The sequence below is a fragment of the Streptomyces sp. NPDC054883 genome, from assembly GCF_053610645.1.
The window spans coordinates 52841-69238 of record NZ_JBSGYT010000022.1 but is presented as its reverse complement, the minus strand read 5'-3'; the positions used below and the strand labels follow the sequence as shown (position 1 = coordinate 69238).

12 protein-coding genes and 1 pseudogene are annotated in these 16398 nt (G+C 71.7%); 6 read left to right on the top strand and 7 right to left on the bottom strand.

Annotation, left to right across the window (positions count from 1 at the left end; all coding sequences use genetic code 11):
* Positions 1–19: 19 nt before the first annotated feature.
* Positions 20–436, top strand: a pseudogene (locus ACWGH1_RS18205) (maltokinase N-terminal cap-like domain-containing protein); the annotation flags it as partial.
* Between the two features lie 878 nt (positions 437–1314).
* Positions 1315–3879 (top strand): 1,4-alpha-glucan branching enzyme, encoded by a 2565-nt coding sequence (gene glgB, locus ACWGH1_RS18200; protein ID WP_453408819.1) that lies wholly within the window; start codon positions 1315–1317, stop codon positions 3877–3879.
* A gap of 9 nt (positions 3880–3888) precedes the next feature.
* Here glgB and ACWGH1_RS18195 read toward each other — a convergent pair whose 3' ends face one another.
* Positions 3889–4245: a thioredoxin family protein gene (locus ACWGH1_RS18195; protein WP_453357572.1), complete on the bottom strand. Its 357-nt coding sequence runs from the start codon at positions 4243–4245 to the stop codon at positions 3889–3891.
* 30 nt (positions 4246–4275) lie between these two features.
* On the bottom strand, positions 4276–4668 hold the full coding sequence (locus ACWGH1_RS18190) for a MerR family transcriptional regulator (protein ID WP_453357573.1): 393 nt from the start codon (positions 4666–4668) through the stop codon (positions 4276–4278).
* A 313-nt stretch (positions 4669–4981) separates the two neighbouring features.
* On the opposite strand from ACWGH1_RS18190, the gene ACWGH1_RS18185 reads away from it, so the two are divergent.
* Positions 4982–5710 (top strand): XRE family transcriptional regulator, encoded by a 729-nt coding sequence (locus ACWGH1_RS18185; protein WP_453408818.1) that lies wholly within the window; start codon positions 4982–4984, stop codon positions 5708–5710.
* 24 nt (positions 5711–5734) lie between these two features.
* On the opposite strand, the gene ACWGH1_RS18180 is transcribed toward ACWGH1_RS18185, so the two are convergent.
* Positions 5735–6760 (bottom strand): ATP-dependent 6-phosphofructokinase, encoded by a 1026-nt coding sequence (locus ACWGH1_RS18180; RefSeq protein WP_136214478.1) that lies wholly within the window; start codon positions 6758–6760, stop codon positions 5735–5737.
* Between the two features lie 307 nt (positions 6761–7067).
* Between ACWGH1_RS18180 and pta the strand changes: the two genes are divergently transcribed.
* The 3 genes from pta (at position 7068) to pyk (ending at position 11965) form a co-directional block, all read left to right on the top strand.
* The gene (pta, locus tag ACWGH1_RS18175; RefSeq protein WP_453355332.1) at positions 7068–9215 is read left to right on the top strand and encodes a phosphate acetyltransferase; all 2148 of its coding nucleotides are present in this window, start codon (positions 7068–7070) and stop codon (positions 9213–9215) included.
* A 44-nt stretch (positions 9216–9259) separates the two neighbouring features.
* A complete protein-coding gene (locus ACWGH1_RS18170; RefSeq protein ID WP_453355333.1) occupies positions 9260–10474 on the top strand; it encodes an acetate kinase in 1215 nt (404 codons plus the stop codon).
* A 63-nt stretch (positions 10475–10537) separates the two neighbouring features.
* Positions 10538–11965 carry a pyruvate kinase gene (pyk, locus tag ACWGH1_RS18165; RefSeq protein ID WP_453355334.1) on the top strand — a complete coding sequence of 476 codons (1428 nt, stop codon included), beginning with the start codon at positions 10538–10540 and terminating at the stop codon, positions 11963–11965.
* A 172-nt stretch (positions 11966–12137) separates the two neighbouring features.
* Here pyk and ACWGH1_RS18160 read toward each other — a convergent pair whose 3' ends face one another.
* The 4 genes from ACWGH1_RS18160 to ACWGH1_RS18145 all read right to left on the bottom strand — a co-directional run bounded on the left by ACWGH1_RS18160 (position 12138) and on the right by ACWGH1_RS18145 (position 16323).
* Positions 12138–13436, bottom strand: a complete 1299-nt coding sequence (locus ACWGH1_RS18160; RefSeq protein WP_453408817.1) for a hypothetical protein — start codon at positions 13434–13436, stop codon at positions 12138–12140.
* The gene (locus ACWGH1_RS18155; RefSeq protein WP_453356356.1) at positions 13426–13980 is read right to left on the bottom strand and encodes a DUF6114 domain-containing protein; all 555 of its coding nucleotides are present in this window, start codon (positions 13978–13980) and stop codon (positions 13426–13428) included. The genes ACWGH1_RS18160 and ACWGH1_RS18155 overlap by 11 nt, the downstream gene beginning before the upstream one ends.
* Positions 13981–14088: 108 nt before the next feature.
* Complete coding sequence (locus tag ACWGH1_RS18150; protein WP_453356357.1) at positions 14089–14739, bottom strand: DUF6230 family protein; 651 nt, start codon at positions 14737–14739, stop codon at positions 14089–14091.
* Between the two features lie 582 nt (positions 14740–15321).
* Positions 15322–16323, bottom strand: coding sequence for a tetratricopeptide repeat protein (locus ACWGH1_RS18145; protein ID WP_453356358.1), 1002 nt, complete (start codon positions 16321–16323; stop codon positions 15322–15324).
* Positions 16324–16398: the final 75 nt, after the last annotated feature.

The following is a 16398-nucleotide window of genomic DNA, read 5'->3' as shown; positions in this document are numbered from 1 at the left end:
GTACGGGGCGGGCGCGCGAATGGGTCAATCGCCCGCCCCTGTACGGATCATCCTGACCCGACACTCGCTCACCGCCGGACAGCAACCATCGCCATCCGGGACACTCTGCGCATTCTGTGACGGCCCGGGGAAAGGACGCGACGCCATGTCGGAGGCTGCATCCGCCCGGAGCCGCCAGGGAAGTCTGGCCGGAGTCCCGCTCGGACCGCTGGAGCCCATGCTGCGGGCCTGGCTGCCGAGACAACGCTGGTTCGCCGGCAAGGGACGCCCCATCACCAGACTCCGGCTGGTCTCTGCCGTCGAGCTGCTGCCGCCCGGGGCCTCGCCGGGGCTGCTCCACCTGCTCATCGGGGTGGATGCCGAGGGCAGTTCGGACTGCTACCAGCTGCTGCTCGGGGTACGCCCCAACCTCCCCCCGGGGCTCTCGCCCGCGCTGATCGGATACGCCGAGCAGGGCCCTTACGCCGGCCACGCCGTGTACGAGGGCCTCGGCGATCCGCGGCTCGCGGCGCTGCTGCTGGAACGATTGCGCTCCCCCGGCTCGCTCGGCCCGCTGCGCTTCGAGCGGGACCCGGACGCGCTGATCCCGGCGGCGCCCGCGCCCCGGCCGCTCTCCGGCGAGCAGACCAACTCCTCGCTCATCTACGGGGATTCACACATCCTCAAGGTGTTCCGCCGGGTCGGGCCCGGGGTCAACCCGGATCTGGAACTGCCCCGGGCGCTGGCCGCCGTCGGCTGTGCGCGGGTGCCCGCTCCCGTCGCCTGGTACGAGGCCGAACTGCCCGGCTCCGAACCGCTGACCCTGGGCGTGCTCCAGCCGTACCTGCGCGGCTCGGACGACGGTTGGCAGCTCGCGCTGCGCCGGCTCGGCGCCGGGGCCGACTTCACCGCCGAGGCGCACGCGCTGGGCCGGGCCACCGCCGAGGTGCACAGCGCCCTCGCCGAAGCCCTGCCCACCCTGGCGCTGGACCCGGAGCAGACCGCCCGGCTCGCCGCCGGGATGACGGCCCGGCTGGCCGCCACCGCCCGGGAGGTGCCCGCGCTGCTGCCCTACGAGGCGGGGCTGCGCGGGGCGTTCGACGCGCTGGCCGCCTCCCGGGGTACCGGGGTCGCTGCCCAGCGGATCCACGGGGACCTGCACCTGGGGCAGACCCTCCGGGCCGCCGACGGCAGCTGGGCACTGATCGACTTCGAGGGCGAACCGGCCCGGCCGCTGGCCGACCGCCGCCGTCCCGAACCGGCGGTGCGCGACATCGCCGGGATACTGCGCTCCTTCGACTACGCCGCACGCTCGCACCGGCCCTTCGCCCCCGCGTGGGCCGACGACTGCCGGGCCGCGTTCTGCGAGGGCTACGCCCGCACCACCGGCCGCGACCCGCGCGAGGACCCCGTCCTGCTGCGCGCGTACGAGACCGACAAGGCGGTGTACGAGGCCCGCTACGAGTCCCGGCACCGCCCCGACTGGCTGCACGTCCCGATGGCGGCGATCCGGCGGCTCTCGGAGCCGCAGCGGCCGGCCCACCGGCTGCCACCCGCCCCGGGCGCCGCCGCCCACCCCCAGCCCCGTCCGAAGCCCCCGAGGAGGCCGCTCGCGTGAGCGCCGCACGACAGCCGTCACCGACCGTCCGCGACGAAGCGGCCACCGCCCCCGAGCCGCCGACGAAGGCTCGTACGCCACGGGCCCGGCGGCCCGCCGCGCCCCGAGGCACCGCCCCGGCCCCGGCGCTCGACGCCGGAGAGCGGGCCCGGCTGCTGGAGGGCCGCCACCACGACCCGCACGCCGTGCTGGGTTCCCGGCCCGAGCTGGGCGGGGTCACCTTCCGCGCGCTGCGCCCGTACGCGAAGTCCGTCACCGTGATCGCCGAGGGGCTGCGGGCCGAGCTCCACGACGACGGCGACGGGCTGTTCTCCGGGCTGCTGCCGCTGGCCGAGGTGCCCGACTACCGCCTGCTGGTCGGCTACGACGGCGACGAGATCGAGGTCCACGACCCCTACCGATTCCTCCCGGCGCTGGGCGAGCTCGACCTGCACCTGATCGGCGAGGGCCGGCACGAGGAACTGTGGACGGCCCTCGGCTCCCGCGTCATGGAGCACCAGGGCGTCCGCGGCACCCGCTTCACGGTGTGGGCGCCGAACGCCCAGGGCGTGCGGCTGACCGGCGACTTCTCATACTGGGACGCGGGCGCGTACCCGATGCGCTCGCTCGGTTCGACCGGGGTGTGGGAGCTGTTCCTGCCGGGGATCGGCGAGGGCACCCTGTACAAGTACGACATCACCCGCCCCGACGGCGGCCACACGGTACGGGCCGACCCCATGGCGCGGCGGGCGGAGGTCCCGCCGGCGACCGCCTCCGTCGTCACCGACTCGCACTACGCGTGGCAGGACGCCGAGTGGATGGCCGCGCGCGGCGCCCGGCCGGCGCACCAAGCGCCGATGTCGGTCTACGAGGTGCACCTGGGATCCTGGCGGCCGGGGCTCTCCTACCGCGAGCTCGCCGAGCAGCTCCCGGCGTACGTGCGGGAGCTCGGATTCACGCACGTGGAGTTGATGCCCGTCGCCGAGCACCCGTTCGGCGGGTCCTGGGGCTACCAGGTCACCGGCTACTACGCGCCGACCTCGCGGATGGGCACCCCGGACGACTTCCGGTTCCTGGTGGACTCGCTGCACCGGGCCGGGGTCGGCGTGATCGTCGACTGGGTCCCGGCGCACTTCCCGCGCGACGAGTGGGCGCTGGCGGAGTTCGACGGACGGCCGCTGTACGAGCACCACGACCCGCGGCGGGCCGCCCACCCGGACTGGGGGACGCTGGAGTTCGACTACGGCCGCAAGGAGGTGCGCAACTTCCTCGTCGCCAACGCCCTGTACTGGTGCCAGGAGTTCCACATCGACGGGCTGCGGGTGGACGCGGTGGCCTCCATGCTCTACCTCGACTATTCGCGCGAGGAGGGGCAGTGGCTGCCGAACGAGCACGGCGGCCGGGAGAACTGGGACGCGGTGAAGCTGCTCCAGGAGATGAACGCGACCGTGTACCGGCGCTGCCCGGGGGTGGTGACGATCGCGGAGGAGTCCACGGCCTGGGAGGGGGTGACCCGGCCCACGGACGCGGGCGGGCTGGGGTTCGGCCTCAAGTGGAACATGGGCTGGATGCACGACACGCTGCGCTACGTGTCGAAGGAGCCGGTGCACCGCAAGTACCACCACCACGACATGACCTTCGGGATGATCTACGCGTACAGCGAGAACTACGTGCTGCCGATCTCGCACGACGAGGTGGTGCACGGCAAGCGGTCGCTGGTGTCGAAGATGCCCGGCGACTGGTGGCAGCAGCGGGCCTCGCACCGGGCGTACCTGGGCTTCATGTGGGCCCATCCGGGCAAGCAACTGCTGTTCATGGGGCAGGAGTTCGCCCAGGGAGCGGAGTGGTCGGAGGAGCACGGGCCGGACTGGTGGCTGGTGGACCCCGGGTACTCGGCGGCCGGCGACCACCGGGGGGTGCGCGACCTCGTGCGCGACCTGAACCACACCTACACGGCGACGCCCGCGCTGTGGGAGCGGGACTCCGTGCCGGAAGGGTTCGCCTGGGTGGAGGCGGACGCGACGGACGACAACGTCTTCGCGTTCCTGCGGTACGCGCAGGACGGCTCGCCGCTGCTGGCGGTGTCGAACTTCTGCCCGGTGGTGCGGCACGGCTACCGGATCGGGGTGCCGGAGCAGGTGGCGCAGTGGCACGAGGTGCTCAACACGGACTCCGAGGCGTACGGCGGCAGCGGGGTGCGCCACCTCCAGCCGATGCGCCCCGAGCCGGTCCCGGCACAGGGGCGCCCGGTGAGCCTGCGCCTCACGCTGCCGCCCATGGCGACGATCTGGCTGCGGCCGTGACGGTCCGGCTCAGGCGCTGACGGTCCGGCTGGCGAGCCGCGGTTCCAGTTCCTGGAGGAGCTTGCGCTTGGCGCGGGCGCCCACCAGCTGCTGGACGGGCTCGCCGTCGCGGAAGACGAGCATGGTCGGCATGGACAGCACCCCGTACCGGGTGACGACGGCGGGGTTGCGGTCCGCGTCGATCTGCACGACCTTGAGCCGGTCCGCTTCCTCGGCGGCGACGGCCGAGAGGACGGGGGCGAGCTGGCGGCAGGGCCCGCACCAGTCGGCGGTGAACTCGACGAGCACGGGGCGGCCGCGCTCGTCGAGCACCTCGGCCTCGAAGTCCATGTCGGTCACTTCGGCGACACCCTTGGCGTGGATCATCTCTTCGTCTCCCTTTCGTACGGACGTGGCTTACGGGTTCATCTCGCATGCGGGCCGGCCGGCTCCCCCGGCCGCCGCCTCCGCTCCGGCCAGCTGCCGGGCGACCTGCTCGCGCACGTCGGCCAGCCGGCCGATCAGCTCGTCCAGCTCGGCGAGCTTGCGCCGGTAGACGGCGAGGGACGCGGGGCAGGAATCCCCGGCGGGGTGGCCGGCGCGCAGGCAGTCGACGAAGGGCCGGGTCTCCTCCAGCTCGAAGCCGAAGTCCTGGAGCACCCGGATCTGACGCAGCAGGCGCAGGTCTTCCTCGTCGTAGGTGCGGTAGCCGTTGCTGCCGCGCCGCGCCGGGAGGAGGCCGCGCGCCTCGTAGTAGCGCAGGGTCCGCGTGCTGGTTCCGGCGCGCTCCGCCAGTTCACCGATTCGCATGCCGAGACCGTATGCCTTGACGCCGACGTCAAGGCAAAGGGAGTTTCGGGGGTGTGCGGCCGGAAGGGACCGGGGCCCTCGCCACCCCCGTAAGCGAGGGCCCCCGGTATGGGACACGCAGGCGGCGGCCGGCCGGTTCAGGGTCTGTGACGGGGATCACTCGACGGTTGTTCCGATACCCCTGAAATGGAGTGGCCAAATCCGTACGCTGAAATTGGATCTTCGCTGCATCCGATTACCGGACAGTCGCCGGGAAAACCGCCCAAAGCGCCGAACTCAATAGGAGATTCCTACGAGTTATGGGCTTGTTTGAATGGTCTGTAGTCGCCACCCCTTGGTGACTCCTACCGTGTGCCCTGTGCATTCCAGCCCTCCTTTCAATGCCCCCGCCGCGCGTCGTCTCCGCGCGGCCCTGGGCATGGCCCCCGGTCACGTCGCCTATGGCCTGCGTGCCCAGTACGGCCTGACGGTCGCCCCGGAAACCGTGATGGCGTGGGAGCGCGGCGAGATTTCGCCGTCCTCCGCCGAACTCACGGCGCTCGCCGGCGTCCTGTGGTGCGCACCCGGTGAACTGCTCGCCGAACCCGTGACCTTGAGGGAGCACCGGATCGCCCGCGGCCTGGCCCCCGACGAACTGGCCCGGCGCATCGGGCTGGAGACGAACGCGTACCAGAAGATGGAGGACTCCGGCCGCTGGAAGGGCAACGAGCGGCAATCGGCCGCCCTCGCCTCGACGCTGGGGCTGACCCTGGCCCAGTTCGTGACGGCGACCGGCAAGGAGCAAGAGCTGGCCGAGTTGCTGCGCAGCGCGGTGACCACGCGCTGGCAGGCGTACGGGAAGCCGCTCGGCAAGCTGCTGCCGGTGCCCCGGGCGAATCTGGACCGGGTGCTGGAGAAGATGCACGGCGAGTACCAGTCGCGGATGGTGGCCACCTTGAGCTGGGGCGGCGGCGGGGGCGCGGGGGCGACGGGCGACGCCGGCCGGGAGTACCTCGCGGAGATCGTGGACCGCTTCTGGGCGGTGGCCGGCGGCGCGCGGTAGGACACCGCGCGCCGCCCGGGACGGTCAGAAGACCGACTCGGCCTCGTACATCCGGTGGTCCGGGACCCGCTTGAGCTCCGTGACGGCCGAGGCCAGGGGGGCCATGACGATGTCCGTGCCGCGCAGGGCGGTCATGTTGCCGAAGTCGCCGCGGTGCACCGCCTCGACGGCGTGCCAGCCGAACCGGGTCGCGAGGACGCGGTCGTACGCCGTCGGCGTGCCGCCGCGCTGGACGTGGCCGAGGATGACCGGGCGGGCCTCCTTGCCCAGCCTGTGCTCCAGCTCGACGGCGAGGCGGTTGCCGATGCCGGCGAAGCGCTCGTGCCCGTACGCGTCGATCGCGCCCTTCTCGTACGGCATGGAGCCCTCGGCCGGGTGCGCACCCTCGGCCACGCAGACGACCGCGAACTTCTTGCCCCGCGAGAAGCGTTCCTCCACCATCTTCACCAGGGCGTCGACCTCGAACGGGCGCTCCGGCAGGCAGATCCCGTGGGCGCCGCCGGCCATGCCGGACTCCAGGGCGATCCAGCCGGCGTGCCGGCCCATGACCTCGACGACCATGACCCGCTGGTGGGACTCGGCGGTGGTCTTGAGGCGGTCGATGGCCTCGGTGGCGACCATCACGGCGGTGTCGAACCCGAAGGTGCGGTCGGTGGAGGAGATGTCGTTGTCGATGGTCTTCGGTACCCCGACGACCGGCATCCCGGCGTCCGCCAGCATCCGGGCGGCGGTCAGCGTGCCCTCGCCGCCGATCGGGATCAGCGCGTCGAGGCCGTACCGCGTCGACAATTCCTGCGCGTGCTCGGCGGCTTCGTGCAGCCGGGCGCGCTCCATGCGGGCCGAGCCGAGGATGGTCCCGCCGCGGGCCAGGATGCCGCTGACCGCGTTGATGTCCAGGGGGCGGTAGTGGCCGTCGAGCAGGCCCTTGAAGCCGTCCTCGAAGCCGATGACTTCGTCTCCGTGTCCGACCAGCGCACGGTGTACGACCGACCGGATGACGGCGTTCAGCCCCGGGCAGTCGCCGCCTGCGGTGAGAACTCCGATACGCATCGTGCTGTGTCTCCTGCTCCTGGTCGTACCTGGCCGTACGCGTGCGGGCGGGCGGCCGTACATGTGAAGGGCGTATTACTGAAGCCTTGTCCGATTCTTCCACGGGGCGGGGGTGCGGCGCTCTTCGCGGCCGGGCCCCGCCGGGCCTTCCGGCCCTCCCGAGGGGGCCTTTTCCCGGCGGGCGTCGTACCTATACGCAGAGGTATTGTCAAGAGGTCAAGCCCACACTAACGGGGACAACCGACTCGGAGATCCGCCGGGTGGCGCCTGAGCCGCCCCGGGGGCGAAACATGGACGGAGAGCACGCGTGACGCGCAGCGTGTACGTGACCGGTATCGAGCGGGGGGACGGCCGGCAGGTCGTCGAGCTGGGGATCATGGAGCTGCTGGCCCGGCAGACGGGCCGGGTGGGCGTCTACCGTCCGCTGCTGCACGACGGCCCCGACCGGCTCTTCGATCTCTTGAAGGCCCGCTACCGGATAGACCAGGACGCGGCGTCCGCGTACGGCATGGAGTACCAGGAGGCTTCGGCCGTCCTCGCCGAGAAGGGCACCGACGAGCTGGTCTCGCGGCTGGTCGACCGCTACCACCGGGTGGCCCGCGACTACGAGGTCGTGCTGGTGCTCGGCACCGACTACGCCGACACGAACCTGCCGGACGAGCTCGCGCTGAACGCCCGGATCGCCAACGAGCTGGGGGCCGTGGTCGTGCCCGTGGTGGGCGGTACGAAGCACTCCGCCGAGGCCGTCCGGGCCGAGGCCCGCAACGCCTACCGGGCGTACGAGGGCCTCGGCTGCCACGTGGTGGCCATGGCGGTCAACCGGGTCGCCGCCGAGGACCGGGACGTCATAGCCGAGTGGCTGGCCGCCCGCCTCCCCGTGCCCTGCTACGTACTGCCGGACGACAAGTCCCTCTCCGCCCCGACCGTCGCCGAGATCACCCGCGCGCTCGGCGGCGAGGTGCTGCTGGGGGACGACGCCGGGCTGGCGCGCGACGCCCTCGACTTCGTCTTCGGCGGCGCGATGCTGCCGAACTTCCTGGGCGCGCTGACCCCCGGCTGCCTGGTCGTCACCCCCGGGGACCGCTCCGACCTGGTCATCGGCGCACTGGCCGCGCACACCTCCGGCACCCCGCCGATCGCCGGGATCCTGCTGACGCTGAACGAGCGCCCCGGCCGGGACATCCTGACGCTGGCCTCGAAGCTGGCGCCCGGCACGCCCGTGGTGTCGGTGGCCGGCAACAGCTTCCCGACCGCCGCGGAACTCTTCTCGCTCCAGAGCCGTTTGAACTCCGCGACCCCGCGCAAGCTGGAGACCGCGCTCGGCCTGTTCGAGCGGCACGTGGACACCGCCGAGCTGCGGGACCTGCTGTCGGTGGCCCGCTCCGAGCGCGTCACGCCGATGATGTTCGAGAACGAGCTGCTGGAGCGCGCCCGAGCCGAGCGCCGCCGGGTGGTGCTGCCCGAGGGCACCGAGGAACGGGTGCTGCGCGCCGCGGACGTGGTGCTGCGGCGCGGGGTCTGCGACCTGACCCTGCTCGGCGAGGAGCCGGCGATCCTCAAGAAGGCCGCCGACCTGGGCATCGACATCTCGGGCGCCCAGCTGATCGACCCGGCGACCTCCCCGCTGCGGGAACGGTTCGCCGAGTACTACGCGAAGGCCCGGGCCCACAAGGGCATGACCGTCGAGCTGGCCAACGACGTGGTGACCGACGTCAACTACTTCGGCACCCTGATGGTCCAGGAAGGCCTGGCCGACGGCATGGTCTCCGGCGCCGTGCACTCCACCGCCGCGACCATCCGCCCCGCCTTCGAGATCATCAAGACGGAAGCAGCCGCGCGAAGCGCGTCAGGCAGGGTGGCGGCGGGCGACGGGAGGGCCAAGCCGGAAGCGTCCATCGTCTCCTCCGTCTTCTTCATGTGCCTGGCCGACCAGGTCCTGGTCTACGGGGACTGCGCGGTCAACCCGGACCCGGGCGCCGAGCAGCTCGCCGACATCGCCGTCCAGTCCGCCGCCACCGCCGCCGCCTTCGGCGTCGAGCCGCGGATCGCGATGCTCTCGTACTCGACCGGCACCTCCGGCACCGGTGCGGACGTGGAGAAGGTCCGCAAGGCCACCGAGATCGTCCGCGCGCAGCGGCCCGACCTGCTCATCGAGGGGCCGATCCAGTACGACGCCGCGGTCGAGCCCTCCGTCGCCGCGACGAAGCTGCCCGGATCGGAGGTGGCCGGGCGGGCGAGCGTGCTGATCTTCCCGGACCTCAACACGGGCAACAACACGTACAAGGCCGTCCAGCGCTCGGCCGGCGCCGTGGCGGTCGGTCCGGTGCTCCAGGGGCTGCGCAAGCCGGTCAACGACCTGTCCCGCGGCGCCCTGGTCCAGGACATCGTCACGACGGTGGCGATCACCGCGATCCAGGCCCAGTCGCCCGCCCGGCCGCAGCCGTCGGCCGGCTGACCCGTACCTCCCCTCCGCCCCCAGTGAAGAAGGCATCCGCACCTGTGACCGCATCACGCATCCTCGTCCTCAACTCCGGCTCCTCCTCGCTCAAGTACCAGCTGCTCGACATGGCGGACTCCTCCCGGCTCGCCGTCGGCCTGGTCGAGCGCATCGGCGAAGGGACGTCCCGGCTCGTGCACGAGCCGCTGACGGGACCCGGCGCCGAGGGCGGCAAGCGGGAGCAGGCCGGCCCGATCGCCGACCACGGGGCCGCGCTCAAGGCGGTCGCGGCGGAGCTGACCGCCGACGGGCTGGGCCTGGATTCCCCCGAACTGGCCGCCGTGGGACACCGGGTGGTGCACGGCGGAATCCGGTTCACCCGGCCGACGGTGATCGACGACGAGGTGCTGGCGGAGATCCGCAGCCTGATCCCGCTGGCCCCGCTGCACAACCCGGCCAACGTGACGGGGATCGAGGTGGCCCGCTCGCTGCGCGCCGATCTCCCGCAGGTCGCCGTCTTCGACACGGCCTTCCACTCGACGATCCCGGAGTACGCGGCCCGGTACGCGATCGACGCCGAGACGGCGCGGAAGTACGGCATCCGGCGGTACGGGTTCCACGGCACCTCCCACGCCTACGTCTCGCGGGCGACGGCCGCCCTGCTGGGCAGGCCGGTGGCGGACGTCAACGTGATCGTGCTGCACCTGGGCAACGGCGCCTCGGCCTCCGCCGTCCGCGGCGGGGTCTGCGTGGAGACGTCGATGGGCCTGACCCCGCTGGAAGGGCTGGTCATGGGAACCCGGTCGGGAGACCTCGATCCGGCCGTGATCTTCCACTTGGCGCGGGTAGGCGGCCTCTCGGTGGATGAGATCGATTCGCTCCTGAACAAGAAGAGCGGTCTGCTGGGCATGTGCGGGGACAACGACATGCGCGAGGTGCTGCGGCGCGCGGGCGAGGGGGACGAGGCGGCGGCGACGGCGTTCGCCGCGTACGTCCACCGGCTGAAGAAGTACATCGGCGCGTACTCGGCGGTGCTCGGGCGGGTGGACGCGGTGACGTTCACGGCCGGGGTCGGCGAGAACGCCCACCAGGTCCGGGAAGCTGCGGTGGAGGGGCTGGCCGGGCTGGGCCTGGCGCTCGACCCGGAGAGCAACGCGGTGCGCTCGTCGCAGCCGCGGCTGGTCTCGGCGCAGGACGCCCGGGTGGCCGTGGCCGTGGTACCGACGGACGAGGAGCTGGAGATCGCAACTCAGGCCTACGCATTGGTTACCCGGTAGTCACTTTGGACTTTCCACCAGACGGAATATTCCGCTACGAAACAAACCGATAGGATCCGCTCCATGCGCCGTTCCAAAATCGTCTGCACGCTGGGCCCCGCCGTCGACTCGTATGAGCAGCTGAAAGCGCTCATCGAGGCAGGCATGAACGTGGCCCGATTCAACTTCAGCCACGGATCCCAGGCAGAACACCAGGAGCGGTACGACCGCGTCCGGAAGGTCTCCGAGGACACCGGGCGCGCGGTCGGCGTGCTCGCCGACCTCCAAGGCCCGAAGATCCGGCTGGAGACCTTCGCCGAGGGTCCCGTCGAGCTGGTGCGCGGTGACGAGTTCACCATCACCGTCGAGGACGTCCCGGGTGACAAGTCCATCTGCGGCACGACCTACAAGGGCCTGCCGGGCGACGTGGCCAAGGGCGACCCGATCCTGATCAACGACGGCAACGTCGAACTCCGGGTGATCGAGGTCGACGCCGTGCGCGTCAAGACCATCGTCATCGAGGGCGGTGTCATCTCCGACCACAAGGGCATCAACCTGCCCGGCGCGGCCGTGAACGTGCCGGCCCTGTCGGAGAAGGACATCGACGACCTGCGCTTCGCCCTGCGGATGGGCTGCGACATGGTCGCCCTGTCCTTCGTGCGCGACGCCAACGACGTCAAGGACGTCCACAAGGTGATGGACGAGGTGGGCCGCCGGGTCCCCGTCATCGCCAAGGTGGAGAAGCCGCAGGCCGTGGAGAACATGGCCGCCGTGGTGGACGCCTTCGACGCGGTCATGGTGGCCCGTGGTGACCTGGCCGTCGAGTACCCGCTCGAAAAGGTCCCGATGGTGCAGAAGCGGCTCATCGAGATGTGCCGCCGCAACGCCAAGCCGGTGATCGTCGCGACCCAGATGATGGAGTCGATGATCACGAATTCCCGCCCCACCCGCGCGGAGGCGTCCGACGTCGCCAACGCGATCCTGGACGGCGCGGACGCGGTCATGCTGTCGGCGGAGTCCTCGGTGGGCGCCTACCCGATCGAGACCGTCAAGACGATGTCGAAGATCGTCGCAGCGGCGGAGGAGGAGCTGCTCTCCAAGGGCCTCCAGCCGCTGGTCCCGGGCAAGAAGCCCCGTACCCAGGGCGGCTCCGTCGCCCGCGCGGCCTGCGAGATCGCCGACTTCCTCGGCGGCAAGGCGCTGATCGCCTTCACGCAGTCCGGTGACACCGCCCGGCGGCTCTCGCGCTACCGCGTGCAGCAGCCGATCCTGGCCTTCACCACGGACCAGAACACCCGCAACCAGCTCACGCTGAGCTGGGGCGTCGAGTCCTACATCGTGCCGCACGTGGACACCACGGACGCCATGGTCGACCTGGTCGACGGCGAGCTGCTCAAGCTCGGCCGCCACAACCCCGGCGACACCATGGTCATCACGGCCGGTTCTCCCCCCGGCGTCCCGGGCACGACCAACATGGTCCGTGTCCACCACCTCGGCGGCGCCACCGCCTGACCCGCCCCGCTCCCCTCTGCCGCACAGAGACCGAGGGCGGCGCCCACCCCCGCTCGGGGAACCTGGGCGCCGCCCTCGGTGTACGGGGGCGCACCGCGGGCCGGTGGCCCGTTCACGACCGCGGCCCGCACCCCCTTCCGGGGGCGCGGGCCGCGGTCGTGTACGGGGCGGGCTACTCCGGCGGGCCGACGTAGTTGTGCAGGCCCGGGACCGTGAGGTTGCCGCCGAACTGGCCGGCCTGGACGACCTTGACGTTCGTGAAGAACGCGAAGGGGACGTTCAGGGGCGGCGGGGAGTTCGGGGTGAACTCGATCGGGATCAGCCCGAAGAGGTTGCCCTTGAGGCTCTCGGTGTACATCGTCACCTTGCCGCCGCGGATGGTGGACGTCGAGCCGGGGCGGGACTTGAGGTGGGCGACGTTGCCCGTCTTGCCGACCGTCTGGTAGAGGTCCTTGATGTCCAGGGAGTCCGCCGTGAACTTGAGGACCTTCTTGGTCTTGCCGCCGGCCGTCTTCACCTCCACGATGCCCGCGTAGTCCAGGCCGTAGAGGGTCAGCAGGGAGCTGTCGAGGTACCACGGCTCGTCCGGCAGCAGCGGGATGCCCTGTTCCAGGGAGGCGTCGGCGAGGGCCTTGGCGTCGTAGGTCGGGCAGGGGAAGGGTTCCTTCCCGTCCGCGTCCTTCGTCGGCGAGGGGGATCCGGACGGGGAGGGCGAAGACGTCGGTTCGCCGTCGGCCGCCTTGCCCGCCTTGCCCGTCTCGTCCTTCGGCGTCTTGGCGGTGTCCTTGACGTCCTGCGGCAGTTCCTGGACCGAGGCGCCCGCCTTCTTGGCCGCGTCGCGGATCGCGTCCGCGGAAGGGTCCGGGGCGGGCGTGGCGGTCTTGGCGGGCGCGGGAGTCGCCGGGGTGGCCGGCTTGGCCGCGTCCTGGAGGGGCTTGGTGAGCCCGCCGACGAGGCCGGAGAGCGCGTCCCCCACACCCAGCGGGTCCAGCGGGTTCTTCGGCTTCGCCGCCGGCGCGGAGGCCGAGGGCGCGGTCGAGGCGGCCGGCGTCGGGCTCTGCTTCGTCGCGGGCTTCGAAGGCTGGGCGGCCGGCTTCGACGCCGACGGGGTCGGCCCGGGCTTCGGTGCCGCGCTCGCGCCGGGCGAGGCGGACGCGCCCGGCGAGGGCGAGGCGGAGGCGGAGGGCGAGCCGGACGGGGTCGGGGACTCCGAGGGCGTGGGCTCGTCGGAGCGGGTCACGCACGGGCCGGGCGCGAAGGGGATGTCCTTGTCGTCGGCCAGGGCCAGCTTGGGGGCGAGGCCCATGCCGACGAACACGGCCGTCGGCATCGCCGCCAGCGCCATCGTCTTGCCGACGGGTATCTGGATCTTGTTCAGCAGCGACTTCCGGGGCGCCGCGTGCCGCGGGCCCCTTCTTTCGCGGGACTGCGCGTCAGGGGCCACGCCCTGCTGCGTCTCGTCACCCCGCACTGTTCCTCCCGCCATCGGCGTGGGCAGTCGTCTCGCTCTGGTAAGCCGTTTCCATACCGCGCGGGCCGGGGACGCCGCCCATGGGGGCGTCCGCGTACGCCTGGGCGTGGTCCGGCACGCCGTCCTCTTCGGGCTCGGCCGGCCTGTCCGGCGCCCACGAGAGCGCGAGCGCGCCACCCAGCAGGGAGAACAGGAAGCCGATGAAGAAACCGCCGAGGTTGGACACCGGCAGGGACACCAGGGCGAGGAGGATCGACGCCACTCCGGCGAAGACCCGGATGCCCTGCTGGAACCAGAGGGCCACGCCGAGGGTCATCAACAGGATGCCGATGATCAGCGAACCCGCGCCGGCGGTGGTCGCCATGGCGATGGTGATGTTGCCCAGCCGGAGGTCCGCGTAGGGGAAGTACGCGATGGGAAACCCGCCGATGAGAGTGAAGAGGCCCGCCCAGAAGGGCCGGCCACCCCTCCAGGCGCGGAAGCGGTAGTACACCACGGTGAGCCAAGCGTCGTCTGCGGCGCGAACCGGGGCCTGGGGGTTCATGGACAACAGCTCCCTGGAAACGGTGGTACGGAAAACTCTGTGGCGCTCGGCGGGACGGGCGGCGACGGCAGCCACCGCCCGCCTCTGCCGGTCACCTGCCAGGAGTGACTACTTCTCGTCCTGGTAGCACGGCTGGTCACCGCTGAGCAGACGCAGCTTGAGGTCGGGCAGCGTGAAGGTGCCCGCCGTCGTCGCCCACGCCTTCTGGCGCACGTTCGTCAGCACGGCCTTCTTGGCGCGCTGGGAGAACAGGGCGCCGTTCGCCACCGTGCCGGCCTGCGGCGCGGTGGGGTGGGCGGCGTCGGCCGCCGCGTCCACCGCGACACCGATGTCGAGGTTGGTGAAGGTGGCGTCGGTGTCGAGCTCGGCGACGTCCAGGTAGATGTTCTCCGCGACCGCCGGCTTGCCCTTGTTGCCGGTCTGGAGCTTCATCGTGATGGCGCCGAGGCCGGGGATCGGCGTGACCAGCGACTGGCACATGTTGGTGATCTCGGCGTGCCGGAACCCGGAGATCGTGACCGGGTGCGCCGCGTCCTTGCCGTCGAGACCCTTGCCCTTGGCGACGCTGCCGTACTGCAGCAGGTCGTCACCGTCCAGCTTGTCGGCCGAGACCTTGAAGTCCTGGCCGGAGACGCTGAAGGACGCCGCGAGGGCACCCTGCGCCAGACCGACACCGACCGCGGCCGTGGCCGCGATGCTCGGCACCATGACGAGCGCGAAGCGCTTCCATCTGGTCCCGCCACGAACCTGAGAACTCATCTTGTTCCTCCTTCTCGGACGTACATCTCCGGTCCGGGCCGTGCCCGTCCTGGGATGGGAGAAGTGCTACGTCCTCGGGAAGGAGCGCAGGCGGCCGAGCCGCGGCGGAGCCGCGTCGCGTACACCGGCGTTCACCCCCGAGCGACAACCACTGGGCCACGCGTTCGCGCAACCAGGAGGACAGGCTCCGCCGGTGCGGCGAAGACCCCCCTGTCCTACGGCCGGTGCCACTGCCACCGGCCGGCTCGGTGGGGACCCTCCACCGCGGCTCCGGATGAGCGGCTCTGCGGGAAGGACCGAGCGTCGCCGATCGTGGTCCATTCCAGGCCGGTGCACAAGGGGGTTCGTTACTGGCGGGTAACGGCTGGATAACCGCGGTGGGGCAGGCCGTCGTCGGGCGGCAACACAGGGTGTTACCCAGGGCCACGACAATGAGGAGGAAAGAGAACCAACCGGACAGATCACGGGGTTCGATTTACTCGGAGTAACAGCAGCCGCGATTACCAAGTTTTGGCAAAGTGCGGCCGCTGTTTACCTCCGTGTCAACAAATCGCCGGTGGCCCACCGCCCACGGCGACCCGCCTAGAAGAGCACCCGCGCCAGCGCCGTCCGGGCCGCCGACACCCGCGGGTCGTCCGCGCCGATGACCTCGAACAGCTCCAGCAGCCGCAGCCGCACGGCGTCCCGGTCATCACCGAACGTGACGCGGACGGTGTCCACCAGACGGCTGAACGCGTCCTCCACGTGCCCGCCGACCAGGTCGAGGTCCGCAGCGGCGATCTGCGCCTGCGGGTCCTTCGGGTTCCCGGCCGCCGCCGCGCGCACCGCCTGCGGGTTCATGTGCTGGACCCGGGAGAGCAGCTCGGCCTGGGCCAGGCCCAGCTTCGCCTCGATGTTGCCCGGGTCGTCGACCAGTACGTTCTTGTACGCCTGCACCGCTCCGGCCAGGTCACCGGCGTCCAGCGCCACGACCGCCGCCTCCAGCAGCGCGTCGTACGGACCGGCGGCGGGTTGGGCGGCAGCAGCCGCGGCCGCCGCCGGGGCGCCCTCGGCGGCCGGGTCCACCTGGAGTCCGAGCAGACCGAAGCGCTCCTCGGCGACCTGGACCAGCTGGGCCAGCGTCGCCCGGATCTCCTGCTCCGGGGCCGCGCCCTGGAACAGCGGCAGCACCTGGCCGGCCACCACGGCGAAGACCGCCGGGATGCCCTGGATGCCGAACTGCTGCATCAGCATCTGGTTGGCGTCGACGTCGATCCTGGCCAGCACGAGCCGGCCGTTCGCCTCGACGGTCAGCCGCTCCAGCAGCGGGCCGAGCTGCTTGCACGGCTCGCACCACTCGGCCCAGAAGTCGAGGACGACCGGAACCTGGTCGGAGAGGCGGATGACGGTGTCGTCGAAGGCGGCCTCGTCTACGTCGATGACGAGTGCGGAGGGCGGTACGGCGCCGGCGGTCGCGGCGCCCGCGCCGCCACCCTGCCGGGCCGCCTCGGCGCGCGCCTGCTCGGCCTTCGCCTTGGCGTCGGCGGCCGCCTTCACCGCGGCGAGGTCTACGACGCCGCTCATGGACATGTTTCTGGGCTGCATGCGTACATCCTCCCCCGTGTGCGCGCCCCGACGAAAAAGATCGGACAAGCCGGCCCGGAAATTCCCGCGCCGGTG

Coding starts and splice junctions, on each gene's coding strand:
- ACWGH1_RS18195 (WP_453357572.1), bottom strand. CDS start 4,245: ATGATCCACGCCAAGGGTGTCGCCGAAGTGACCGACATGGACTTCGAG.
- ACWGH1_RS18185 (WP_453408818.1), top strand. CDS start 4,982: ATGGTCTGTAGTCGCCACCCCTTGGTGACTCCTACCGTGTGCCCTGTG.
- ACWGH1_RS18150 (WP_453356357.1), bottom strand. CDS start 14,739: ATGAGTTCTCAGGTTCGTGGCGGGACCAGATGGAAGCGCTTCGCGCTC.
- ACWGH1_RS18155 (WP_453356356.1), bottom strand. CDS start 13,980: ATGAACCCCCAGGCCCCGGTTCGCGCCGCAGACGACGCTTGGCTCACC.
- ACWGH1_RS18180 (WP_136214478.1), bottom strand. CDS start 6,760: ATGCGTATCGGAGTTCTCACCGCAGGCGGCGACTGCCCGGGGCTGAAC.
- ACWGH1_RS18190 (WP_453357573.1), bottom strand. CDS start 4,668: ATGCGAATCGGTGAACTGGCGGAGCGCGCCGGAACCAGCACGCGGACC.
- pyk (WP_453355334.1), top strand. CDS start 10,538: ATGCGCCGTTCCAAAATCGTCTGCACGCTGGGCCCCGCCGTCGACTCG.
- ACWGH1_RS18145 (WP_453356358.1), bottom strand. CDS start 16,323: ATGCAGCCCAGAAACATGTCCATGAGCGGCGTCGTAGACCTCGCCGCG.